The sequence below is a fragment of the Bradyrhizobium sp. CCBAU 51765 genome (assembly GCF_015291725.1).
Taxonomy (GTDB): domain Bacteria; phylum Pseudomonadota; class Alphaproteobacteria; order Rhizobiales; family Xanthobacteraceae; genus Bradyrhizobium; species Bradyrhizobium liaoningense.
On sequence record NZ_CP030038.1, the window covers coordinates 607,085 to 630,407 of the forward strand.

At 65.1% G+C, this 23,323-nt stretch carries 27 protein-coding genes; 16 read left to right on the forward strand and 11 right to left on the reverse strand.

From position 1 onward, the window contains the following. Positions 1–99 precede the first annotated feature (99 nt). The 3 genes from XH96_RS02835 to XH96_RS02845 all read left to right on the forward strand — a co-directional run bounded on the left by XH96_RS02835 (position 100) and on the right by XH96_RS02845 (position 3,285). Entirely contained in the window at positions 100–726 is a 627-nt protein-coding gene (locus XH96_RS02835; protein ID WP_194390961.1) for a shikimate kinase, read from the forward strand. Continuing rightward, on the forward strand, positions 723–1,865 hold the full coding sequence (aroB, locus tag XH96_RS02840; RefSeq protein ID WP_194390962.1) for a 3-dehydroquinate synthase: 1,143 nt from the start codon (positions 723–725) through the stop codon (positions 1,863–1,865). The genes XH96_RS02835 and aroB overlap by 4 nt, the downstream gene beginning before the upstream one ends. 67 nt (positions 1,866–1,932) lie before the next feature. Next, positions 1,933–3,285, forward strand: coding sequence for a hemolysin family protein (locus XH96_RS02845; protein WP_194390963.1), 1,353 nt, complete (start codon positions 1,933–1,935; stop codon positions 3,283–3,285). A gap of 34 nt (positions 3,286–3,319) precedes the next feature. On the opposite strand, the gene XH96_RS02850 is transcribed toward XH96_RS02845, so the two are convergent. After that, positions 3,320–3,589, reverse strand: coding sequence for a BolA family transcriptional regulator (locus tag XH96_RS02850; protein WP_194394008.1), 270 nt, complete (start codon positions 3,587–3,589; stop codon positions 3,320–3,322). Positions 3,590–3,693: 104 nt separating this feature from the next. Here XH96_RS02850 and XH96_RS02855 point away from each other — a divergent pair, with 104 nt between their 5' ends. Beyond that, entirely contained in the window at positions 3,694–4,329 is a 636-nt protein-coding gene (locus XH96_RS02855) for a J domain-containing protein (RefSeq protein ID WP_194390964.1), read from the forward strand. A 56-nt stretch (positions 4,330–4,385) separates the two neighbouring features. Here the strand turns inward: XH96_RS02855 and XH96_RS02860 are convergent, their stop codons facing one another. Together XH96_RS02860 and XH96_RS02865 are read right to left on the reverse strand one after the other, a co-directional pair. Beyond that, positions 4,386–4,622 (reverse strand): hypothetical protein, encoded by a 237-nt coding sequence (locus XH96_RS02860; protein ID WP_194390965.1) that lies wholly within the window; start codon positions 4,620–4,622, stop codon positions 4,386–4,388. Positions 4,623–4,783: 161 nt separating this feature from the next. After that, entirely contained in the window at positions 4,784–5,878 is a 1,095-nt protein-coding gene (locus tag XH96_RS02865) for a citrate synthase/methylcitrate synthase (protein ID WP_194390966.1), read from the reverse strand. A gap of 72 nt (positions 5,879–5,950) precedes the next feature. On the opposite strand from XH96_RS02865, the gene XH96_RS02870 reads away from it, so the two are divergent. Beyond that, positions 5,951–7,180, forward strand: coding sequence for a citrate synthase family protein (locus tag XH96_RS02870; protein ID WP_194390967.1), 1,230 nt, complete (start codon positions 5,951–5,953; stop codon positions 7,178–7,180). Positions 7,181–7,197: 17 nt separating this feature from the next. Here XH96_RS02870 and XH96_RS02875 read toward each other — a convergent pair whose 3' ends face one another. After that, complete coding sequence (locus XH96_RS02875) at positions 7,198–8,127, reverse strand: LysR family transcriptional regulator (protein ID WP_194390968.1); 930 nt, start codon at positions 8,125–8,127, stop codon at positions 7,198–7,200. 124 nt (positions 8,128–8,251) lie between these two features. Between XH96_RS02875 and XH96_RS02880 the strand changes: the two genes are divergently transcribed. Together XH96_RS02880 and XH96_RS02885 are read left to right on the forward strand one after the other, a co-directional pair. Then, on the forward strand, positions 8,252–8,854 hold the full coding sequence (locus XH96_RS02880; RefSeq protein ID WP_194390969.1) for an NADPH-dependent F420 reductase: 603 nt from the start codon (positions 8,252–8,254) through the stop codon (positions 8,852–8,854). A 49-nt stretch (positions 8,855–8,903) separates the two neighbouring features. Beyond that, positions 8,904–9,275 (forward strand): nuclear transport factor 2 family protein, encoded by a 372-nt coding sequence (locus XH96_RS02885; RefSeq protein ID WP_194390970.1) that lies wholly within the window; start codon positions 8,904–8,906, stop codon positions 9,273–9,275. 17 nt (positions 9,276–9,292) lie between these two features. On the opposite strand, the gene XH96_RS02890 is transcribed toward XH96_RS02885, so the two are convergent. Beyond that, positions 9,293–9,952, reverse strand: a complete 660-nt coding sequence (locus XH96_RS02890) for a DedA family protein (protein WP_194390971.1) — start codon at positions 9,950–9,952, stop codon at positions 9,293–9,295. A 298-nt stretch (positions 9,953–10,250) separates the two neighbouring features. Here XH96_RS02890 and cobS point away from each other — a divergent pair, with 298 nt between their 5' ends. From cobS to XH96_RS02920, 6 genes are all read left to right on the forward strand, one after another. Beyond that, positions 10,251–11,249: a cobaltochelatase subunit CobS gene (cobS, locus tag XH96_RS02895; protein WP_061882621.1), complete on the forward strand. Its 999-nt coding sequence runs from the start codon at positions 10,251–10,253 to the stop codon at positions 11,247–11,249. Between the two features lie 237 nt (positions 11,250–11,486). Then, entirely contained in the window at positions 11,487–13,391 is a 1,905-nt protein-coding gene (gene cobT / locus XH96_RS02900) for a cobaltochelatase subunit CobT (protein ID WP_194390972.1), read from the forward strand. Next, the gene (locus XH96_RS02905) at positions 13,388–14,473 is read left to right on the forward strand and encodes an esterase-like activity of phytase family protein (protein WP_194390973.1); all 1,086 of its coding nucleotides are present in this window, start codon (positions 13,388–13,390) and stop codon (positions 14,471–14,473) included. The genes cobT and XH96_RS02905 overlap by 4 nt, the downstream gene beginning before the upstream one ends. Before the next feature lie 55 nt (positions 14,474–14,528). Further along, a complete protein-coding gene (locus XH96_RS02910) occupies positions 14,529–15,497 on the forward strand; it encodes a tripartite tricarboxylate transporter substrate binding protein (RefSeq protein WP_194390974.1) in 969 nt (322 codons plus the stop codon). A 161-nt stretch (positions 15,498–15,658) separates the two neighbouring features. Beyond that, on the forward strand, positions 15,659–16,771 hold the full coding sequence (locus XH96_RS02915) for an NADH:flavin oxidoreductase/NADH oxidase (protein WP_194390975.1): 1,113 nt from the start codon (positions 15,659–15,661) through the stop codon (positions 16,769–16,771). A gap of 225 nt (positions 16,772–16,996) precedes the next feature. Continuing rightward, positions 16,997–17,404, forward strand: coding sequence for a hypothetical protein (locus XH96_RS02920; protein ID WP_194390976.1), 408 nt, complete (start codon positions 16,997–16,999; stop codon positions 17,402–17,404). Between the two features lie 218 nt (positions 17,405–17,622). Here the strand turns inward: XH96_RS02920 and XH96_RS02925 are convergent, their stop codons facing one another. The 3 genes from XH96_RS02925 to XH96_RS02935 form a co-directional block, all read right to left on the reverse strand. Continuing rightward, positions 17,623–17,868: a PilZ domain-containing protein gene (locus XH96_RS02925; RefSeq protein WP_165936267.1), complete on the reverse strand. Its 246-nt coding sequence runs from the start codon at positions 17,866–17,868 to the stop codon at positions 17,623–17,625. A 126-nt stretch (positions 17,869–17,994) separates the two neighbouring features. Next, positions 17,995–18,267 carry a caspase family protein gene (locus XH96_RS02930; protein WP_194390977.1) on the reverse strand — a complete coding sequence of 91 codons (273 nt, stop codon included), beginning with the start codon at positions 18,265–18,267 and terminating at the stop codon, positions 17,995–17,997. Between the two features lie 37 nt (positions 18,268–18,304). Continuing rightward, positions 18,305–18,724 (reverse strand): DUF6647 family protein, encoded by a 420-nt coding sequence (locus XH96_RS02935; RefSeq protein ID WP_194390978.1) that lies wholly within the window; start codon positions 18,722–18,724, stop codon positions 18,305–18,307. 286 nt (positions 18,725–19,010) lie between these two features. On the opposite strand from XH96_RS02935, the gene XH96_RS02940 reads away from it, so the two are divergent. Together XH96_RS02940 and XH96_RS02945 are read left to right on the forward strand one after the other, a co-directional pair. Further along, positions 19,011–19,232: a hypothetical protein gene (locus XH96_RS02940; protein ID WP_194390979.1), complete on the forward strand. Its 222-nt coding sequence runs from the start codon at positions 19,011–19,013 to the stop codon at positions 19,230–19,232. Between the two features lie 398 nt (positions 19,233–19,630). Further along, positions 19,631–20,428, forward strand: coding sequence for a helix-turn-helix transcriptional regulator (locus tag XH96_RS02945; protein ID WP_194390980.1), 798 nt, complete (start codon positions 19,631–19,633; stop codon positions 20,426–20,428). Positions 20,429–20,625: 197 nt separating this feature from the next. Here the strand turns inward: XH96_RS02945 and XH96_RS02950 are convergent, their stop codons facing one another. Continuing rightward, entirely contained in the window at positions 20,626–21,990 is a 1,365-nt protein-coding gene (locus XH96_RS02950) for a DUF2235 domain-containing protein (protein ID WP_194390981.1), read from the reverse strand. 111 nt (positions 21,991–22,101) lie between these two features. After that, positions 22,102–22,362 (reverse strand): hypothetical protein, encoded by a 261-nt coding sequence (locus XH96_RS02955; protein WP_194390982.1) that lies wholly within the window; start codon positions 22,360–22,362, stop codon positions 22,102–22,104. Here XH96_RS02955 and XH96_RS02960 point away from each other — a divergent pair. Next, on the forward strand, positions 22,340–22,681 hold the full coding sequence (locus tag XH96_RS02960; RefSeq protein ID WP_371739940.1) for an FAD-dependent thymidylate synthase: 342 nt from the start codon (positions 22,340–22,342) through the stop codon (positions 22,679–22,681). The two genes, XH96_RS02955 and XH96_RS02960, sit on opposite strands and share 23 nt — an antisense overlap. A 119-nt stretch (positions 22,682–22,800) precedes the next feature. Here XH96_RS02960 and rpmB read toward each other — a convergent pair whose 3' ends face one another. Next, entirely contained in the window at positions 22,801–23,109 is a 309-nt protein-coding gene (gene rpmB / locus XH96_RS02965) for a 50S ribosomal protein L28 (protein ID WP_028176922.1), read from the reverse strand. Positions 23,110–23,323: the final 214 nt, after the last annotated feature.

The following is a 23,323-nucleotide window of genomic DNA, read 5'->3' on the forward strand; positions in this document are numbered from 1 at the left end:
GGCAAGAGTCCTCTGGCGAGGGCCCCCATGGGATCGTATAGGTGGCCAAAGCATGCCGCCCCCGGCGGCAGTTCGAGCGAGATCCAATCGAGCGAGACAATGTCCGACGCCGCGGTGCCAGCACAAGCGACCCCTGAGGCCGACATCCTGTCGGCGCTCGGCGCGCGCTCGATCGTGCTGGTCGGCATGATGGGGGTGGGCAAGTCCACCATCGGCCGGCGGTTGGCGGCGCGGCTTGGCCTGCGATTTCTCGATGCCGATGTCGAAATCGAGGTGGCCCACGCCGGCATGACCATTCCGGAAATCTTTGCGACCCATGGCGAGCCCTATTTCCGCGACGGCGAGGCCCGCGTGATCGCGCGCCTGCTCGAGGGCGGGCCGATCGTGCTGGCGACCGGTGGCGGCGCTTTCATGCGCGAGGAGACGCGCGCGCGCATCGCGGCGAAGGCCATCTCGATCTGGCTGAGGGCGGACCATGACGTCATCATGCGCCGCGTGCGGCGCCGTGCCGATCGTCCGCTGCTTCAGACCGCCGATCCCGAAGGAACCGTGACGCGCCTTCTCGCCCAGCGCGAGCCGGTCTATGCCAATGCCGACCTCACCATCGCCTCGCGCGACGTGCCGCACGACCGGATCGTCGAGGAGTGCATCGAGGCGCTGCACGCCCATCTCTGCGGCGGACAGGCCGCCCAACCACCTGCCGACGTTGCGAGTGCTGTACGATGACTGCGCCGTTGAAACATTCCGATCCAGTCAAGGTCGACGTCGCGCTCGGCGACCGCGCCTATGACATCGTCATCGGCCGCGGCGTGCTGTCTTCGCTTGGAGAACGGGTCGCAGCCTTGCGGCCGGGCGTGCGCACGGCCATCGTGACCGACCGCACCGTCGCGAAATACTGGCTCGAGCCCACTGAGGCGTCGCTCGCAGCCAGCGGTATTCCGACCTCGCGCATCGTCGTCGAGGAAGGCGAGATCTCCAAGACCTATGCGGGCCTCGAAAAAGTCAGCGAAGCGCTGATCGCCGCCAGAATCGAGCGCAACGATCTCGTCATCGCGCTCGGCGGCGGCGTGGTCGGCGATCTCGCCGGCTTTGCCGCGGCGATCCTGCGTCGCGGCGTCGATTTCGTGCAGGTGCCGACCTCGCTTCTCGCGCAGGTCGATTCATCCGTCGGCGGCAAGACCGGCATCAACTCGCCGCAGGGCAAGAACCTGCTAGGGGCCTTCCACCAGCCGGTGCTGGTCATCGCCGACACCGCCGTGCTCGACACGCTGTCGCCGCGCCAGTTCCGCGCCGGCTACGCCGAGGTCGCCAAATACGGCGTGCTCGGCGACGAGGCCTTCTTCACCTGGCTGGAAAAGAACCATTCCGACATCTTCAAGGGCGGCTCCGCGCGCGAGCACGCGATCGCGACCTCGTGCCGCGCCAAGGCGGGCGTCGTCTCCCGCGACGAGCGCGAGACCGGCGAGCGCGCGCTGCTCAATCTCGGCCACACCTTCGGTCATGCGCTGGAAGCGGCGACCGGCTTCTCCGATCGCCTGTTCCACGGCGAGGGCGTCGCGATCGGCATGACGCTGGCGGCGCAGTTCTCGGCCAGGCTCGGCATGATCGGCGAGGCCGATGCGATGCGCGTCGAACGGCACCTGATCGAGGCCGGCCTGCCGACGCGCCTGCAGGACATCGCCGGTTTCGCGCAGGAAGGACTTGTCGATGCCGATGCGCTGATGGCGCTGATGGCGCAGGACAAGAAGGTCAAGCGCGGCAAGCTCACTTTCATCCTGCTGGAGGCGGTGGGACGCGCGGTGATCGCCAAGGACGTCGAGCCGACCTTGGTGCGCGATTTCCTGCAATCGAAACTGTCGCAGTGATGGCAGGACCGTTCAGATCGGCCGCCCGCGCAACGGCGGGGAATGCCGAGGCGGTCGCGAGGCAAACATGAGTTCGATCTCGATCAATCTGCTGCTGGCGGTCCTCTTGCTCGCCGCCAACGCGTTTTACGTGGCTGCGGAATTCGCGCTCGTGAAGAGCCGCGGCTTTCGCGTCAAGGCCATGGTCGAGCAGAATCGCTTCGGCGCCCGCCTGCTGCAGACGATGATGGGAAATATCGAATCCTATCTCGCCTGCTGCCAGCTCGGCATCACCATGGCTTCCCTCGGTCTTGGCTGGATCGGTGAGCCGACCGTGTCGGCGCTGCTGAGTCCGATCCTCCAGCCGCTCGGTTTGTCGGAGGCCACGCTGCACTTCGTCTCGTTCGTGGCGGGTTTCCTGGTCTTCTCCTCGCTGCATATCATCATCGGCGAGCAGGTGCCGAAAACGCTTGCGATCAGGGAGCCGATGCCGGTGTCGCAGTGGATCGCCTATCCGCTGCATGTCTCCTACCTGGTGTTCTATCCGCTGAGCTGGTGTCTCAACGCGGCTTCGAGCGGGATCCTGCGTCTGATCGGGGTCCAGGAGTTTTCGCAGCACGAGATCCTGACGGATTCCGAGATCGAGGGCCTGGTCGAGGAGTCGGCCGTGCACGGCAAGATCGAGAGCGGCGAGGCCGAATACATTCACAACGTCTTCCGCCTTGGCGAGCTGACCGTGTCCGACGTGATGGTTCATCGCACCGCCATGGTAATGATCAACGCCGACCTGCCGCCGGAGGAGCTGGTGCGCGAGGTGCTGGCCACCGAATACACCCGCATTCCGCTGTGGCGCGACAAGTCGGAGAACATCATCGGCATCCTGCACGCCAAGGATCTGTTGCGAGCCATCCGCGCGTCGGAGGGCGATACCTCGCGTATCGACGTCACCACCATCATGCTGCCGCCCTGGTTCGTGCCGGAGATGCGGCCGATCTCCCAGCAGCTCAAGGCGTTCCGGCGTCGCAAGACCCATTTCGCGCTCGTCGTCGACGAGTATGGCGAGGTCGAAGGCCTCGTGACGCTGGAAGACATTCTGGAGGAGATCGTCGGCGATATCTCCGACGAGCACGACGTGGTGGTCGCCGGCGTCCGCCGTCAGCCCGACGGCTCCGTCGTGGTCGACGGCTCCGTGCCGATCCGCGATCTCAACCGCGCGCTGGACTGGCACCTGCCCGATGAAGAGGCAACGACGGTCGCCGGCCTCGTCATTCACGAAGCGCGCTCGATCCCCGACCGCGGCCAGAGTTTTACCTTCCACGGCTTCCGCTTCCGCGTCCTCCGCCGCGAGCGCAACCGCATCACCGCGCTCCGTATTTCACCGGTGGCACGCGAGGGCGAGCTGGAGGAGACCAAGCCGAGACGGGCCGGAACGTCGTTTTGACTTTCTCTTACCCTCCAGGGGAGGGTGAAGATCATCACCCTTCCCCCGGCGCCTGCGCCTGGATCGCGAGCGCGTGCACGCCGCCGGCGAGTTCCGCGGCGAGCGCCGAATTTATCATGCGATGGCGGTCGACCCGGCTCTTCCCTTTGAAGGCGGCAGACACGATATACACCCGAAAGTGCGTCTCGCCGCCCGGCTGATGGCCGGCGTGGCCCTCATGCAAATGTGACTCGTCGACGACCCGCAGGCTTTCCGGCGTGAAAGCTTCCTGCAACTTGTTGCTGATAGTGTCTTTCATGACCATGAGTGCCATTAAGGGACGCGATCGCGGCCCGTCAACTCCCGGGCCTCACGCTAATTGCAATGTCAAGACTTGAAGGTTTTTGCATTGCGTAGTCAAAGTCAGCCATGCCGATCGATTCATCAAAGTTCTTCGACTCCATCCGCGTCAAGCCGCGTGGCAAGCAGGCGGAAGCGAAGCCGCGCGACAGCGTGGTCGCCTGCGAATGGACCGGCTGCCAGAACAAGGGCAGCCACCGCGCGCCGAAGGGCCGTGAGAACCAGCGCGAATACTGGCACTTCTGTCTCGACCACGTGCGCGAGTACAACCAGAACTACAATTTCTTCTCCGGCATGAACGCCGACGCCGTCGCGCGCTACCAGAAGGATGCGCTGACCGGTCACCGACCGACCTGGAAGATGGGCGCCAATGGCGGCGTCAAGAAGGGCGCAGAAGCCGAGATCGACGGCGCGTTCGATCCGTTCAGCATGTTCCAGGAGCTCAATGGCCGCACAGGCTGGCGGAAGGGGCCGGAGGCGCCGCCCAAGGCCGAAACGCGCAAGGTGATGAACGCCGAGCGCAAGGCGCTCCAGGTCATGGGCCTCGGTCCCGGTGCGACGCTCGCCGACGTGAAGACCAAGTACAAGGCGCTGGTGAAGCAGCATCACCCCGATGCCAATGGCGGCGACCGCTCCACCGAAGATCGCCTGATCGAGATCATCAAGGCGTATAATTATCTGAAGACGGTCGTGCGGGAGGCGTAAGGCTTCCGCGCCTGTGTTGGATGCCGTCCGCCCGGAAGCGGACGGCCCCATCAACGTCACCTCACCCGACAGACACGGACTCGCTTGACGACGCGGCGTCCATGATAGCCGCGCGTGACCACGGTGCGTACGGTGCAGACCCTTCGCGGAACGTAATGATAGCGTGCGTTCACGACGTCCCCCGACACTGAAGCGTTTGCGATGGGATGCGCCGGCAGCGCATGGGCTGGCACCGCGAGTGACGACAGAGCGAACAGCGTTCCGGCAGCGAGGGCGTAGGAGAGCTTCTTCATTACCATTCCTTTTCGTGACTGCCCCTGAAGACATTCGTAGGGGCGATCATGAATGCGCGGCCAGCGTCTTTGTTCCGGCTGGCCGCGGAGTCCTTTCCGTCGCGTGCTCGAAAAGGCCCGAACAAAGTCAATCCTGACGAGCCCGGATATCGTGCTTGCGTCTAATCTGCAGGCATCGCCCCGACGTAGGACGAGCTCGGCCGGATCAACCGTCCCGTCCGCTGCTGCTCGCGCGCGTGTGCAGTCCATCCCGCGGCGCGTGCCACCGCGAAGATCGGCGTGAAGGCCTGGCGCGAAATGGCGAGCGCGTCGAGCAGGATCGCAGTGAAGAACTCCACATTCGTCTCCAGCGGCCGCTCCGGATTCTTCTTGCGCAGCGCGGCGCGGATATAGGCTTCGACCTCGCCGGCGAAGGGCAGGTCGGCGCCGTTGGAAGCCAGCGCCTCGATCGCGGTCTTCAGGACGTCGGCGCGCGGGTCGCGCACGCGATAGACGCGATGACCGAAGCCCATCATCCGCTCGCCGCGCGAAAGCGCCGCGTCGACCCACGGCTTGATCCGTTCACGCGAGCCGATCGCATCCAGCATTTCCAGCACCGGCTCCGGTGCGCCGCCATGCAGGGGACCGGTGAGCGCGCAATAGCCCGCGGTCACGGCGGCGAACAGATCGGCTTGCGTCGAGGCCACCACGCGCGTCGTGAAGGTCGAGGCATTCATGCCGTGGTCGCAAACCGTGACGAGATACGCATCGAGCGCGGTCACCTCGCGCGTTGCGGGCGCGCGCCCGTGCAGCATGCGCAGCGTGTCGGCGGCGTGGCTCACGCCGGGATCGGGCGCGACCGGCTCGAGCCCCTTGGCGTGGCGGACCAGCGCGCCTGCGATCACCGGGAATGCGCCGACGATGGTCGCTTCATGTTCGAGCCCGTGCTCGGCGCGAAGCCCGGCGACGGCTGCGCGAAACCCGTCGACGATGCCCATGCCGCGCGTCGCCGCCAGCAGGTCGGGCAGCCGCGCGAAGGCACGCTCGCGCGCCGCGCCCAGGCTCGCCCGCACATTGGCTTCGCTCAGGCTGGTCTTGCTGGCGCCGTTCCAGAGCCGGGCGGTGACGCCCTCGAAGCTCGATTTGGCGGCGAGGCTGCCGACATGCTCGCCCGCGATGATCAGCTCGCCGCGCTCGCCATCGACATGGCTCAGCACGGTTTCAGCCGCGGGGACCCCGTCCAGCCCGATCTGGCTCTTTGTGAGATGAATGTTCATGGCCTGTCTCCTTTCACGTCAGAAGGGTCGGGCCTCTCGACAGATTGATCAATCTTGATTACGTAAATCAATATGAAAAATTCCGATGGGCTGTATCTCTCCGCCCGGGAAGCCGCCGCCGAGCTCGCGATCTCCCCGGCCACCCTCTACGCCTATGTCAGCCGTGGCCTGATCCGCTCCGAGCCGACGCCGGACTCGCGCAAGAACCGCTACCGCGCTGAGGATGTCCGGGCGCTGAAGGAGCGCCGCGTACCGTCGCCGGAGCCGCGCGGGCTGCGCAGCTTCGATGCCGACCTGCCGGTGATGGACACGGAGATCTCGACCATCACCGAGGAGGGCGCGATCTATCGCGGCGTCAATTGCGTCGATCTTTCCGAGAGCGACACGCTGGAGCACACAGCGACGCTGCTCTGGGACGTCTCCGGCGTCGATCCGTTCGATCCGGACAATCAGCCGGAGATATCCGAGGAGATGCGCACGATCGGGGCGGCCGCGCGCCGGGCGGCGCCGATCGACCGGGCCATCGCCGTGCTGGCGCTGGCCGCGAGTGCCGATCCCCGCGCCTTCACCCGTGCGCCCGACGGCCGCGCCATGGTCGGCGCGCGCATCGTCCGCCTACTGGTCGCGACCATGCTCAACGCCGAGCCCGCGGCCGAGCCGCTGCATCGGCAGATCGCCAAGGCCTGGGCGCCCGACAACAAGCATGCGCCCGATCTGATCCGCCGCGCGCTGGTTCTGCTCGCCGACCACGAGCTGAACGCCTCGACCTTCACCGCGCGTTGCGCGGCCTCGACCGGCCTCAACCTTTACGATTCCGTCATCGCCGGCCTCGCCGCGCTGAAGGGGCCGAAGCATGGCGGGGCCGGCGTGCTGGCCTCGCAGCTCGTGAAAGCGCTGGTCGACCGCGACGTCGAGCCGATGGTGCGCGAGCGCGTCGCGCTCGGCGAGCGTTTTGCCGGCTTCGGCCATGGCGTCTACAAGCGCGGCGATCCCCGCGCGCAATCGCTGCTGAACGCATTGTCGCGCGCCGGCGCGCCGCGCAAATTCACCCGCGAGGTGCCGGAGCGCATCGCGGAAGCCACCGGCGAATTCGTCAACATCGACTATGCGCTCGCCGTCCTCGTGCACGCGCTGCGCCTGCCCGCGGGCAGCGAGCTCGCTCTGTTCGCCATGGCCCGCAGCGTCGGCTGGATTGCGCACGCCAGCGAGCAGTTGCAGTTCGGCAAGCTGATCAGGCCGCGGGCAAGGTATGTCGGGCCTGCGCCGGGACGGAGGGCGGGGGCCGCGGAGTCCAGAGCCTAGAATCTTTGCCGGTCCTGCTAGCTCAGGCTTCCGGCGAAGCGTTCGGCGAGCCTGTTCTTCTTGAATGCGTCGGCAACCCAGTCCACGAAGACTCTCGTCTTCGCGGGCACAAGCTTGCGCGATGCGTGGTAAATCGAGATTGCGCCTGCGTCACAGTACCAGCGTGGCACCAGGCGCAGCAGCGACCCGTTTTCGAGCGCGGGAAGAATGTCGGCGGTGGCAAGCATGGCAACGCCCAGGCCCAACAGTGCCGCCTCGCGCATCGCAGCGGGATCGTTGACCACGATCGACTCGGATAGTGGGGCTTGAACTTCCCGCCCCGAAACATCGCGCATCGACCAGTGCCGGATGCGTCCCGTCTGCAGCGAGCGCATGACGATGCCATCCAGTGCGGCCAATTCGTCCGGCCTGGTCGGTGACGTTCGCCCGGACATGTAGGCTGGAGACGCCACGGCGATGATGTGTGCCGGCGCAAGGGTGCGACTGACAAGACCGGGCAACAATTCGAACCCACCTCCGATCGCGGCGTCATAGCCTCCACCCACCAGATCGACCTGACGGTTCTCGAAGTGCCACTCAGGGCGGACCTGCGGGTAACGGGCCAGGAAGCCGGGAAGCAGTGGCAGAATATGGGCTGTGCCGAATGTCGGCGGCAGGCTTATCTTGAGAACGCCCGCCGGCTCCTCGCGCCCGGTCGATGCTCCGGCGATCGCGGCCTGCAGTCCCTCAAGATGACCGGCGATGGCTGTGCGAAACGTCTCGCCGGCCTCGGTGAGCGTCAGCCTCCGTGTTGAACGATGAAATAATCGCACGCCGAGATTGCGCTCCAGTATGGCGACGTTGCGGCTGACGGCTGCCGGAGTCAGCAGAAGGCGCCGGCCAGCCTCCGAGAAGCTGCCGCACTCAGCGCTGCGAATGAATGATTCCAGGTTGGCCAGTGTTTCCATGGGATCATTTACAAGTGATCGTTGAAAATCTTACGAGCAATATCCTCCTAATCAAAGGGCAATGTTTGGGTCATCTCTAGGCCAACGATCAGCTCGCCTGATCCCAAACAGCTCGGAGCATTCCATGTCCACCATCGGCATCATCGGCGCAGGCAATATTGGCCGCGCAATCGCCCAGGCGCTGGCGCGCAACGGCATCGCCGTGACCCTGTCCAACAGCCGCGGCCCAGACAGCCTGGCGACGACCGTTGCCGAACTCGGTCCGCTCGTGACCGCCGGCACCCGCGAGGAGGCAGCCTCCAAGGAGATCGTGTTCGTCGCGGTCAACTGGTCGAAGCTGCCTGATGCGCTTGCCGGCCTGCCGCCATTCGGCGGGCGCATCGTCGTTGACGCCAACAATCCGATCGAGGCGCCGCTGTTCAAGCCGGCGGAACTGGGTGGTCGCGCCTCGTCCGAAGTTTTCGCCGATCTGGTGCCCGGCGCTCGCGTGGTGAAGGCATTCAATCACCTGCTGCCGGAACTCCTGACTGCCGACCCCGCGGGCGAAGGCGGCCGGCGCGTCCTGTTCTACTCCGGGGACGAGGCCGGCGCGAAAGCGGCGGTCGGCACGCTGATCGAGCAGCTCGGATTCTTCGGCATCGATCTGGGTTCGCTCGCGATCGGAGGCAGGCTGACCCAGTTTCCTGGTGGGCCGCTTCCGGCGTTGAACCTGGTCAAGTTCGGCTGACCCTTCGAAAATGTTCACCAACAAGATGAGATGATGAAAGGCTACCCAGATGACAACCGATAGTACCGATTTCGACCACCTGCTCCGCTCAAATCTGGAGCGCGTGTTCAACGAGCGGGACGAGGACAGGCGGCGGACCGCCATTGCTGAGTTGTTCGTTGAAGAGCCCGTCATGTACGAGCCGACGACGATCGTTCGGGGACGCCTGGAGATATCGCGCGTCGCTGGAGAGCTTCTGAAGCAGTTCGGACCGACATTCAGGTTCGTACCCGAAGGGGTTGCGGTCGGGCATCATGGCTTGGCGCGTCTGGCCTGGCATGCCGGACCCGAGCAAGGCCCTATTGCAGTGACCGGAGCCGACGTGGCCGAAGTCGAAGGTGGAAAAATCGCGCGGCTGTGGGTGTTGCTCAATCCGCAGTGAGAGAAGTCGCTGCCCAGCTAGGCCTGCGGCTTGGACGCCGCAACATGGCGGCCGTTCCGCCGGCGATAGATCCACACCGCCACGCCCAGCACGATCGCCACGGCGACCACGGTCAAGATCCAGATGTGCTTGCCGACATGTTCATGATGATGCAGCCCGGCATATTCGTGCAGGGCTGACACTGCCAGCACGCCGGGCAGCACATGCGCGGGCGCCCAGGCCAGGATCGCCGGGATGTTCACCGCGTAGAATTTGGCCGGCGCCATGCCCAGCGCGCCGGCGGTCACGGGGACGAAGGCCCGGACCGGCGGCACGAAGCGGGCGAAGAACACGGCCCAGGTGCCGAAGCGGTTGAAGAAGCTCTCGCTCTCGGCGACCACGCGGGGGTAGTTGGTCAGCGGCCAGGTGCTGAGGATCTCGCGCTGGCGGCGGTGCCCGATCCAGTAGGCCGAGCCGTCGCCGAGCACGGCGCCGAGCGCGGCCGCCAGCAGCACCCATTGCAGCTTGAGTTCGCCGCCCGGGACCAGGGCGCTCAGCGCCAGGATGATGGTCGAGCCGGGAATCACCGATCCCACCACCGGCACGGCTTCGAGCAGCGCCGCCAGGAACAGGATCAGATAGCCCAGCCATGCATGGGCCGAGACGAAGGAGATGAGGGGATCGAGGAAAGACGTCACGTCGTCTCTGTGGCGGGCTGGAGTATTCCGAGGTCGGACCCTACCTAAGTAAGCACGAGCGGCAAAAGTGCCATTTGGGCAGGCAGAGGCGTTACCCCGCCCGAAATTCGAGCGTGATTCGCAAGGCAGCCCTCCAAAAACTGCGTTCCTTGCCTATCTAAATGAAAAGACGACGGAACTTTGATTGGAGGGCGGGCTTCTGCCCGTCCCTCGTCTCTGATAGGTTGCTTTCCAGCACCCAGCCGCAGCCAACGTGCGAATAACCGGTTTCGGGACCGCCCGGGACCTCGGAGGATTGATGACGACCGCCGCCCTGTCCAAAGTTGAGGAAGTTTCCGGTCTGCCCGACATGAAAGTGTCGGTCCGCCAGGTGTTCGGGATCGATAGCGATCTCGAAGTGCCGGCCTATTCCGAAGTCGATCCTCATGTGCCCGAAGTCGATGCCGATTACCGCTTCGACCGTGCCACCACGCTCGCCATTCTCGCGGGCTTTGCGCGCAACCGCCGCGTCATGGTGACCGGCTATCACGGCACCGGCAAATCCACCCATATCGAGCAGGTCGCCGCCCGCCTGAACTGGCCCTGCGTGCGCGTCAACCTCGACAGCCACATCAGCCGTATCGATCTCGTCGGCAAGGACTCGATCGTGGTCCGCGACGGCAAGCAGGTCACCGAATTCCGCGACGGCATCCTGCCCTGGGCGCTGCAGCACAACGTCGCGCTGGTGTTCGACGAATACGACGCCGGCCGCCCGGACGTGATGTTCGTGATCCAGCGCGTGCTGGAAGTCTCGGGACGCCTGACGCTGCTCGACCAGAACAAGGTGATCAAGCCGCACCCGGCGTTCCGCCTCTTCGCCACCGCCAACACCGTCGGCCTCGGCGATACCTCGGGCCTCTATCACGGCACCCAGCAGATCAACCAGGGCCAGATGGACCGCTGGTCGATCGTCACCACGCTGAACTATCTCAGCCACGACGAGGAAGTGGAGATCGTGCTGGCCAAGGCCAAGCACTATCGCACCCAGGAGGGCCGCGACATCGTCAACAAGATGGTCCGCCTCGCCGACCTGACCCGCAACGCCTTCGCCAATGGCGATCTGTCGACGGTGATGAGCCCGCGCACGGTGATCACCTGGGCGGAAAACGCCGACATCTTCGGCGATATCGGTTTTGCTTTCCGGGTCACCTTCCTCAACAAGTGCGACGAACTCGAACGGCCCCTGGTTGCCGAGTTCTACCAGCGCTGCTTCAACGCGGAGCTGCCGGAATCGGCGGTGAACGTGGCGCTGAGCTGAGGTGTAGGATGTCGTCCCGGACAAGCACGGCTCTTGGCAACGCGAAGCGTTGTCGAGAGCGGAGCGCAGATCCGGGACCGCCGCGCGAGCACTGGCGCTCGTCGCGACCAACCACAGGCCGTGGTTTTGCGCAGATTGGGCCATCAGTGCGCTCACTAATTGCTTCCTGTGCTGATGGGTCCCCGCGTTCGCGGGGACGACGGATCAAGCTGAGCCCGGGACGACGGTGAGATCGAGATGAGCACCACCTCCAACTCCAAATTCCGCAGCAACAAGGAAGCGCCGACCGAGCCGTTCAAGCGCTCGGTTGCCTCCTGCCTCAAGGCGATCGCCAGGACGCCAGAGCTGGACGTCAGCTTCGCGGCCGAGCGGCCCGGGCTTGCGCCGGGCAAGGCGCGGCTGCCCGAGCCGGCGCGCAAAATGACCAAGCGCGATGCCGCGATCGTGCGCGGCCACGCCGATTCCATCGCGCTCAAGCTCGCCTGTCACGATCCCAAGGTTCATCGCAAGCTGATGCCCGGAAATCCGCAGGCGCGCGGCGTGTTCGAGGCGGTGGAGCAGGCTCGCGTCGAGGCGATCGGCGCGCGCCGCATGGCCGGCGTTGCCAAGAACCTCACCGCGATGCTCGACGATCATTTTCATCGCGGCAAGTTCGACGAGATCACCGATCGCGCCGATGCGCCGCTCGCCGATGCGCTGGCGATGCTGGTGCGCGAGCGCCTGACCGGCCTCGCGCCGCCGGCGGCGGCGAAGAAGATGGTCGACCTCTGGCGGCCGATCCTCGAAGACAAGATCGGCAAGCGGCTCGACCGGCTCGACGGCGTGGTCGAGGACCAGACCAGGTTCGGCGACGCCGTGCACGATCTGTTGTCGGCACTCGAGCTCGGCGACGAGCGCAACGCCGACAGCGAAGACAATGACGAGAACGACGAGAACCGGGACGGCGACAACGACCAGTCCGGCGCCGAAGGCTCGCCCGATTCCGACGCCGCGCAGGAGATGAGTGCCGACCAGGCGCAGGCGAGCTCGGAGGAGATGAGCGAGAGCGCGATGGAGAGCGCGCAGGCGTCGACCTCGGATACGTTCGACGACGGCGAACTCGGCGACGACGAGACGCCCGGCGAGGCGACGCGTCCGAATTCGCACGGCAAGAACGAGCCGCGCGGGCCGGAATATCACGCCTTCGCGCCCAAGTTCGATGAGGTGATCGCCGCCGAAGACCTCTGCGACCACGACGAGCTGGAGCGGCTGCGCGCCTATCTCGACAAGCAGCTCGCGCATCTGCAAGGCATCGTCGCCCGCCTCGCCAACCGGCTGCAGCGCAAGCTGATGGCGCAGCAGAACCGCGCCTGGGAGTTCGATCTCGAAGAGGGCATCCTGGACCCCGCACGCCTGTCGCGCGTCGTCACCGATCCCTATCACCCGCTGTCCTTCATGCACGAGAAGGAGGCGACGTTCCGCGACACCGTGGTGACGCTGCTGCTCGACAATTCCGGCTCGATGCGCGGACGCCCGATCACGGTCGCGGCGACCTGCGCCGACATTCTCGCCCGCACGCTGGAGCGTTGCGGCGTCAAGGTCGAGATCCTCGGCTTCACGACGCGCGCCTGGAAGGGCGGGCAATCGCGCGAGGCCTGGCTTGCCGCCGGCAAGCCGGCCAATCCCGGCCGCCTCAACGATCTCCGCCACATCATCTACAAGTCGGCCGACGCCCCCTGGCGCCGCGCGCGCAAGAATCTCGGCCTGATGATGCGCGAGGGGCTCCTGAAGGAGAATATCGACGGCGAGGCGCTGGACTGGGCGCACAAGCGCCTGCTCGGCCGGCCCGAGCAGCGCAAGATCCTGATGATGATCTCGGACGGCGCGCCGGTCGACGATTCCACGCTGTCGGTCAATCCCGGCAATTATCTCGAGCGGCATCTGCGCTACATCATCGAGGAGATCGAGACCCGCTCGCCCGTCGAGCTGATCGCGATCGGCATCGGCCATGACGTGACGCGCTACTATCGCCGCGCGGTGACGATCGTGGACGCCGAGGAGCTCGGCGGCGCCATCACCGAGAAGCTCGCCGAACTCTTCAGCGAGACCAACACGGCGCCCACGCAAGCACCCGGTCGCCCGCGACGCAAATTGCATTCGTGAGCACGCGTTCATCCCGCCGCAGCTTTCTCAGGCACGCAGCGGCGGGATTCTCCACTCTTGCAGTCTCCCGCCTCGCGCAGGCGCAAGCCGCGGCCGAGCCGCAGTCGCGCCCGCTCCAGGTCGAGCACGCCGTCGCCGCGCCCGTCAACGTCGAGGTGAATGCGCGCAGCATTCCAAATTTCGAGCCGCGCGACCGCTCGCGCACGCGCTTCGGTTCGCTGGAATATCGCAGCGGCCTGGTGCTGACCTCGCCCTATCGCGGCTTCGGCGGCTTGTCCGGCCTCCGCTTTCTCGACGGCAAGGGCGAGCGCTTCCTCGCGATCTCCGACCAGGGCGGCTGGTTCACCGGCGCCATCCGCTATGCCGGCCGCGAGATGACCGGCCTTGCGGACGTCGAGGCCGCACCGGTGCTGGGTGCTGACGGCCGGCCGATCACCGAGAAGAAGCTCTGGTACGACACCGAGTCGCTCGCGCGCGACGGCAACCTCGTCTATGTCGGGCTCGAGCGCGTCAACCAGATCCTGCGCTACGATTTCGCCAAGGGCGGCACGCGCGCCCGCGGCGAGGTGATCAGCGTGCCGCCGGCCTTGCGCAAGCTGCCCTACAACAAGGGGCTCGAGGCGATGGTCGTCGTGCCCAAGGGCAAAGACCAGAACATGCCGCTCGCGGGCACCCTGATCGCGTTCTCCGAGCGCGGGCTGGATGCCAATGGCAACCTCGTCGCCTTCCTGATCGGCGGCCCCACGCCCGGCCAGTTCAGCGTGCGGCGCACCGAGACCTACGACATCAGCGATGCCGTGCTGCTGCCCTCGGGCGAGCTGCTCATCCTCGAACGCAAATTCTCCTGGTTCACCGGCGTCAACATCCGCATCCGCTCGATCCCCCTGAAGTCGATCGTACCAGGTGCGCTGGTCGATGGCCCCGCACTGTTCGCCGCCGATCTCGGCCACGAGATCGACAACATGGAAGCCATCGACGCCCACGTCACCGCCGGCGGCGAGACCGTGCTGACCCTCATCTCCGACGACAATTTCTCGATGCTGCAGCGGACGTTGCTGCTGCAATTCACGCTGGCGGAATAGACGATCGCACCGGAACGGTTCTTGCAACGATCGCGCGACCCGATCGGAGATGTCGATGACCAGGTTCCTTCGCGTGTTTTGTCTGTATGCGTGCTTCTGGATCGCCGCTGCCACACAAGTCCAGGCACAAGACTGGCCAGCGCGGCTGATCAAGGCGACCATTCCGTTCGGTCCGGGCAGCGCGGCTGACGTGGTGCCGCGGCTGGTGTTCGAGCGTCTCTCCGCCGAACTCGGTCAGCCGATCGTGATCGAAAACCGCGCCGGCGGCGGCGGTGTGGTCGGTTCGGCGGCGGTCGCGAAGTCCGATCCCGATGGTTACAGCCTGCTCGCCCAGTCGTCGGCGCTGACCGTTGCGCCCCTGCTGTTCCCGAATGCGAGCTTCGACCCGAGCCGCGATCTCGCCTCGGTGTTCATGATCGGATCCGGTGCCAATGTCATGATCGTGCCGAAGGAGCGGCCCTGGAAGACAATCCAGGACTTCATCGCGGCCGCCAGGGCGAAGCCCGGCTCGATCTCGTTCGGCTCGGTCGGCATCGGCAGCGCCGTGCACATCTCGAGCGAGAAGTTCCGCTACGCCGCCGGCATCGAGGCCACCCATGTGCCGTATCGCGCCGGCCCGGAAGTGATCGCCGACATTCTCGGCGGGCGCATCGATCTGTATTTCTGCCCGCTGGCGACCGCGCTGCCGCTGATCCGCGAGGGCCAGGTCCGCGCGCTGGTGGTCTCGACGCCGAAGCGCGTTGCCGAGCTGCCCGATGTGCCGACGCCGGCCGAGATCGGCCTGAAGGACGCCGACAGCGAGATCTGGTTCGGCGTGTTCGTGCCGGCGAAGACCCCGCGCGAGATCGTCGACAAGCTGCACGCGGCCGCCGAGAAAGTTCTGGCCACGCCGGCGATGCAGGCGAGCCTGGCAAAGCTCGGGCTCGAACCGAGGCCGATGAAGCCCGCCGACATGGACGACCTCGTCAAGCGCGAGCTGGCGGCCAATCAGGAGCTGATCAAGGCCGCAGGCATCAAGCCGTAGGGCGCGTCGCGCTCGTAGTCCCGACCAGCGAAGCGCGGATCCGGTTCAGCGCAATGCAGCCCGTCCCGGTGGGCCATGTCCGCCGCGCAACTGGCATTTCGCTGCGCACGCGCTAATCTTCATGCAATCGCTTCCATCTCTCCAGTCCGGAACCCCCTCGCATGAGCGCCCTGTTTTCCCCGATCAAGCTGCGCGGCCTGACCCTGAAGAACCGCATCGTGGTGTCGCCGATGTGCCAGTATTCGGCCGATGACGGTGTCGCCGCCGACTGGCACTTCACCCACATCAACAATCTCAGCCTGTCGGGCGCGGCGATGTTCTGCATCGAGGCGACGCATGTGGAGGCGATCGGCCGCATCACGCCGGGCTGCCTCGGGCTCTACAGCGATGCCTGCGAGGCCGCGCTGAAGCCGATCCTCAATTCGGTGCGCAAGCATTCCTCCACCGCGATCGCGATGCAGCTCGCCCATGCCGGCCGCAAGGCCTCGAGTGCGCGGCCCTGGGACGGCGGCCAGCTGATTCCGGTCAGCGACGGCGGCTGGCAGACGGTCGGCCCGAGCGCGGTGCCGCACAAGGAGGGCGAGGCCGCCCCGCTGGCGCTGGATGCGGCAGGCCTGAAGCGCATCCGCGAGGCCTTCGTCGATTCAGCGAAGCGCGCCGCGCGGCTCGGCATCGACGCCATCGAGGTGCACGGCGCGCACGGCTATCTCCTGCATCAGTTCCTGTCGCCGATCTCCAACCGGCGCACCGACGAATATGGCGGCAGCCTCGAGAACCGCATGCGCTATCCGCTCGAAGTGTTCGACGCGGTGCGTGCCGCATTCCCCGCCGACAGGCCGGTCGGCATGCGGGTGTCGTCGACCGACTGGGTCGAGGGCGGCTGGGACTTAGGCCAGACGATCGAATTTGCGCGAGCGCTGAAGGCGCGCGGCGTCGACTGGATCGATGCCTCCTCCGGCGGCGTCTCGCCGCTGCAGAAGATCGCGCTCGGCCCCGGCTATCAGGTGCAGTTCGCAGACGCCATCAGGCGCGAGACCGGCCTGCCCACCATCGCGGTCGGCCTGATCACGGAAGTAAGGCTCGCGGAAGAGATCGTCGCATCGGGCAAGGCCGACATGGTCGCGCTCGCCCGCGGCATGCTCTACGACCCGCGCTGGCCCTGGCACGCCGCCGCCGAGCTCGGCGGCGAGGTCGAAGCGCCCCCGCAATATTGGCGCTCGCAGCCCTCGACGCAGAAGGCGCTGTTCGGCAAGACCACGTTCGGCGCGAGGTGAGGGGCCGCGTCGCGCCCACGGCATATGTGACGCGATAGCGGCGCCCCATCACCAGTGTCGTCCCCGCGCCCGTGCGCAATTGCGCACGGGGCGGGGACGACAGTGGAATTTGTGGAGCGCGCTTTCGTCCCTCACTTCCCTCCCGCATCCGTAACTCCCCTGAGCTTCCACGCCCCCCGAAACTGGCCTAACCTTCCGCACAGGCGAGGCAATGGAGGGCTGCCCATGCGTTATCCTGTCCGCAAAGCGGCTCACATCTTCGAGCGCGTCGGCCTTGCGATGGCCGGTGCGGCATGCGGGCTGTTCATCGGCGCTTATGTCGGATCGGCGATTCCCTTGCTTACCACGCAGGGCTTCCTGCTGCTGATGATGCTGCTCGGCGGCATCGGCTTCTATCTCGGCATCGACACGCCGCAGATGCCGTTCGACGATGCGCACAGCCAGATCGACGCCGCCGAATTCATGAGCGCCGCCGGCACGCTGTTCGCCACGCTCACCTCCTTCGTCTCCGTCCTCGTCATCGTGCTGCGGATCGACCCGCACATGCTCTGGACCTGGCTCGTCTTGGCCGGCTGGCTCGCCGGCGTCGTCATGCAGATCGTCGCGGGCGCCAAGGCAAGGATGCGGAAGTAGCTTTTTCCTTCTCCCCTTGTGGGAGAAGGTGGCATAGGCGGCCTTCGGCCGCCGTTTACTTAGAACGCCGATGCTTTGCATCGGCTTTGGCGCCGGATGAGGGGTTGTCCCCACTCGCAAGACCGGTGGTGACGAGAGAACCCCTCACCCGGCTTCGCCTTCAGCGAAGCCACCCTCTCCCACAAGGGAAGAGGGTCAGCACGCAGCTCGCTCATTCCTCAGAACACCACGCCCACGCGCGTGCCGCGCTTCCAGGCGATGCGGCAGCGCTTCTTGGTGTTGACGTGCAGGAGCTCGAAGCGATCGGGGATCGTCACCTGGCCGCCGAGATCGACGCAGGCCCCGCCGGGCGAATAGTCGATCAGCGTGCAGGGGATCACCGGCGCGCGCGGGTCGGTGATGATCTTGGCCTGGCGCGAGACCAGCCCTGCGGGCTTGACGCGGACATGGCGGCGCGGATGCATTGGCACTCTCCTCCAATTCCGCATCTAGCGGCGGGTTCGGGCGACGATGATGCCGGGGAGTTGATGCGAAGCAGCTAAGGCCGGCAGGAGAATTTTAACGAAAAGTGCCGGCGAAGGCAGAAGGTTCTACCCCTGCGTTTGCTTCTTGCCGAAGCGGTTCTTCAGACAATTGGCGTCGCGTTCGAGAGCGGCATCGATCGGAACGAGATAGTTGACCCCATCGACCTCGATGCCATGACTCGCATAGTAGACGACCGCAACCTCGGCATCGCGGGACCGTTCGATGAAATCGCGCAGCGCCCACCGCGCCCGCCCGCAGAGCGAAGCTCGCCCGTGGGCGCGCGTGGGGAGCGGGGTGATGTCCCGGCAGGGGCCGTGCTCAACGCGAGGGACCGTCATCCCATCCCGTCACACGGGTCCCTCTGACACCCGGTGCCTATGATCCGTCGCGGCATGCGCTCGCGATGTAGACGCCCAGCTCGTTGGTCTTGATGAGCGCGTACGGATCGGCCACTCCTTCTTCCCGCAGCCATTCAATCTGCAATTCGTAGGCCTGGCGTTCGTAGGCAGCAATACAGGGAAGGACGATGTTGTTTGCCCTCTGCACGTGGTGCACCACTTCGTGCAACAGAGTGCTTTTCTGTCGCAGATCATCGGGTCGCCAGCCCTGAGGCAGGTAGATCGCCCCCTCGTCGCGGCTGTAGAGCGCCTGCAACTCCAGCCCGCTGTTCTCCGGCGAGCCATGTCGCATTGCCATGTCCGCCGCTGTCACGAAATGGATCCGCGGATGATCAGGAGCCGACAAGCCGGTCTTGGCAACGATCCATGCGATGTAGATTGCGATCAGGCTTTCCAAGGAAACGGCTTCCTGCAGTAAGGCCGCAGCGCGGCCTGCTGGTGACGAGGATTTTCGAGTTTCCTATTCTGCTAGGTTGGCCCCGCGGCGGATTGCCTGGGATGCGCGATCAGATGTGCGTACTGACGCAGGATCCGATCCGCCTGAAGGCGTCGCGAGCTTCGCAGCGCCGACGCGATGGAAGCCAGGAAGCGCCGCCCTTCATTCGCGATTGGAAACGACGCAGAAGTCGGCAGTGCGGACGAAGGCTGCGAAGTGCTTTTCATGATCAGGACGCCAGGGTCGGTTGACGACGTGGAACGCTGTCAGCGCGATATCTGGAACCATTGGCATCGACGGCTGGCCGCGCGACGGCGGCGGTCGCAGGGGCGCAATCCAGCATCGCCGGGCGCTTCAGCGTGATCGGTTGCCAGAAGAAGCGACACGCCTCGGCATGCGCTTCGAACGCGTCGACGCCGATATCGCGCAGAAACTCGGATCTGTCCCTGATATCCGCGCGCAGCTCTGACCGGAAGCAGGCGCGCTCCCACCACGTGAAAGGCAGTCGCGCAAGCGGATGGTCGGCGGGGCCGCGTTCAATCGTGTAAACTTGCAGGAAAGCCTCCCGAGGCAGTGTGGTCCGCGATGACGTTGCTGAAAAGAAAGCGCGTGGAAATTCACCGCTCGATGCTCGCTTTTGCAGCGGAGCGGCGCATGACGGGATGGTGAAAGAGCCGGGAAGCCATTCGGTTCTCGGTTCGCTCTCCGGCGGGCCTGCCAATGTCAATACGGTGGGAGGACCCGCTTCCCGACAACCGTGTCGACTATCGCGCCGATTGATGTGCCTGAGAACTACCTGGAAAGGTGGTGCGTTGTGCTTTATGGATACACGCGCGGTCGGCGGCCTGCACACGCTTCGGGAATGACATGCATCTCTCCACGGGTCCTGTCGATCCGCAAGATCAAGAAGTCTATGCACTCTGGGATCAGCTGGCCGACTTCTCGGTCTCCGACGGTGACGCCGCGCTGACGCACCTGTTGTCCACGCTGCGGACCATGTTGTCGGCACGCAATGTGCTGTGGGGGGCGGTCGTGCGATTACCGTCACGCAAGCGGACCGATCCCCTGCTTGGCTGGCGTCCGCGCCTTGTCCGGGTGCTGGACCCGATACCGGCCGTGGCGGCATCGGTGCAGAAGCAGTACGATACGCTCTGGTCCGCCAACGTCGACCTGTCTCAGATTCTGTCCATGTCGGGAGATGAGCCGTTCCGCGTCCGCCTGCTGTTCGAAACGCTGCCGCCGGAATGGTTCGAGGGCGAGCATTATCGCCGGCACTATCTGGATGTCGGATTCGCCGACAGCATTTCAGTGCGCATTGCGCTCAATGAGGACGTGAGAATCCGCCTGTTCGTATTTCGCGATGCGCAGGCACCCCGCTTCTCGGCAGAGGACGGCCAGCTTCTGGGCTTCACGATGCGGGGGTTGAGATGGTTTCACCGTCAACAGCTGCTCAGTCACGGTCTGCTCATCGCCAACGCGGCCCTGACAGCCGCCGAGCGCCGGGTCTTGCTCTCGCTGCTCGACGGGCACGCGGAAAAGGAGATTGCACGGAAGCTTGGCCAAAGTCCGAACACCACGCACTTCCACGTCAAGTCGATCTACGCCAAGTTCGGCGTGCGCAACCGCGCGGCGCTCGCCGCGCTCTGGCTCGGCAAGCTGCGATGATGCGTTGAGCCCGAACGTCAGCCATGCGTCAATCTCGGCGCAAGGCGCACGCCAGGGACTCTGCGCAAGGAGCACGCCAAGGACAAGCTGTCCCCTCCGGAACTGACGCCCGCTCGCAGCCCCCGGGTGGCAGCGTCACGCCCGAGCTGCAAGACCTCCACCGTGCCCCGGCAAGCTGACGTTGATGTTTCCGCGCCCTAGCCCGTCTTCGGCGCTGCGGGCGGCGGCGGAGCCGCGCCCTCCGTCTCTTCGGCCGTCTCCGCGTGTCGCGGCTCCGTCGGCATCGGCACCGTCACGTAGTCCTTCGGCATGTTCACCGGCCGGTAGTCCGGCTCCACCGCCATCCGCTTGAGCACGCTCTCATGCACATGCGCGCCTTCGGGAATGACGCGCGGCTCGCAGTCGGGGATGTAGAAGCCGAAATGGACCTTCCGCGCCGGCCATTCCCTGTACTTGGCCTTCTTCGGCAGATACTCCAGCACGCGCCAGGCCGGCGTCATCGAATCGTGCAACTGGCCCGTCTTGCCGGTGTAGGCCGGCGCGACATAGTGGAACGGCGAGTTCTTGCGCGGAACGCCGAAGGCGAGCTGGTTCACCGTGCTCGGGTTGAACTTCAGCCCGGCCTTGGCGGCTTCCTCGATCATCCAGATCAGCGGATATTTCGAATCGCCGCTTTCGGCTTCCGGATAGCCGCCGCCGATGTCGCCATGCACGCCGGCGAACCACACCTGCAGAATGTCCTGCGGCACCTTCTTCTCGTCGGGGACGTAGCGGTTGCTCCAGAAATCCTGCGGCTCCCGGTATTGCTTCAGGCGGAACATGCAGCGCCGCTCGTCGATCGCGATCGCCTGCCGGAAGATCCTGACGCTGGGGTTGCGCAGCGTGAAGGCGAGCTCCTCCAGGCTCGGCCAGAACAGGCGGTCGGGGCGCGGCACGATCACGCTCGCCACCGTGTCCCAGACGCCGATGAAATGGATGGTCGGCCAGCGCGTCGAGGTGATGCGCGCGAACTGCGCGGCGAGGTCGAATGTGTCCTTCGGCAGCGGCCCGCTCTCGTCGGTCGTGACGCCCTCGACGTCTTCGAGAGCATTGCCGCGCCCGGTGCCGGAATATTGCTTGTAGGCGATGAGGCCCGAGCCTGCGAGGTTCGCCTGCTCCGGCGAGATCAGGCCGATCTTGTGAATGAGCCCCGCCAGCACCCGCACGGTGTAGGCCCCGCGCGAGAAGCCGAGCAGGTAGATCCTGTCGCCCGGTGCATAATGCTGAACCAGGAAGCAATAGGCTGACAGCACGTTGTCATCGAGCCCGTAGCCGGTGGCGAGCCCCAGCACCAGGTTGATGTTGGTCTTCCAGCGGTGCCAGGTCGAAGGCTCCGTCACCGTGCCGACCCCGGGATCGTAATACACCATCTGCCGCGGCGACGTCCTGTCGGTCTTGCGCAGGCAGCGATACAGCTTCAGGACGTTGGAGATGTTCTCGCTGATCTCGTTGCCGGTGCCGTCACAGCAGATGACGAGGTTTTTCGGCTCGGGCTTGCGGTCGGCCTCGTGCGCCTGCTCCATGGGATGCAGCTCCGGGTGATGCTACCGGGGCGAGTATAGCAGAGGGCGCTTCTTGAGCGAACCATAAGGATTCTACTCGTAACAGCTCGGTGCGCCGCAACAACGCGAGCCCTATTTTCCCGTCGAGCCCCACCCGCCCTCGCCTCGATTGCCAGAAAGGTCGAACTCAGTTACGACTTCAATCTGGGGGCGAGTAATATGCACAAAAATAAGCTGAGCAATGCGATCGCCAGGATTGATGGTGATTGCCTGCCCGTGCTCCATATTTCGATTCCATGCCGAGACCAAACAAGGGCCTTGGTAATCGGCGTCAATTACCCCGACCGTATTTCCAAGTACAAGTCCGAGCTTGGCGCGTGAACTGGCACGCATTGGTTTATCACTCAATACCTTTACCCAATGGTATTGGAAGACAGATCTTCACAATCTTCTGCACTTCCTCAGTCTGAGAGCAGATGCTCATGCACAGTATGAAATCAGAGCTTACGCGGAGGCGGTTATGAGCATTTTGCAGAAATGGGTGCCACTTACCTATGAAGCGTTCCTAGACTATCGCCTCAACGCTGCGACTTTATCGGCACAAGCGATTGATGTGGTAAGGCGGCGCCTGCGAGGCGAAGTGGTAGATTTTGGGCGATCCGGATTGTCAAAAAGGGAATGGGTCGAGCTGAGCGCAATCTTCGATCACTGATTTGATGCCCCACAAAAACAAAAACGGCCGGATCTTCCGATCCGGCCGCAACGCAAACTCTTACTCGGCTAAGCCTACGCCACGCGACGCAACCTAGCCCCCGCCCTATTCAAAAAATCTCAGCTCGCCTGCTTCGCCGGCGCGGTGTCGCCGACCTTCTTCTGGATGGCGCGCTTCAGTTCGAGGGCGCGCGGCGACAGGTTGTCGGCGTTGGCCTTGAGCAGGAAGGGGTCGAGGCCGCCATTGTGGTCGACGCTCTTGACCGCATTGGTGGAGACGCGCAGGCGCACGTTGCGGCCCAGCGCTTCCGAGATGAACGTCACGTTGACGAGGTTCGGCAGGAAGCGGCGCTTGGTCTTGATGTTGGAGTGGCTGACCTTGTGGCCGACGAGGGGGCCCTTGGCCGTCAGTTCGCAGCGGCGAGACATGGCAAAAATCCTTATCCTGAACCCCCAACGATCTGCGGCCGCCATTCGGGGCGCCACGGGGGCAAATTCTCTTGTCCTTGCAGGGAGCGGGCGGACGTATAGGGGGGAAGGGGCCTTGCGTCAAGCGACGGGCCGTTTTTGGCCCGTCGTCCCCCATTGCGCGCTTGCGCAATGAGGCGGGCGGAGCCCGAACCCGGGATCTCGCGCCGCCCAG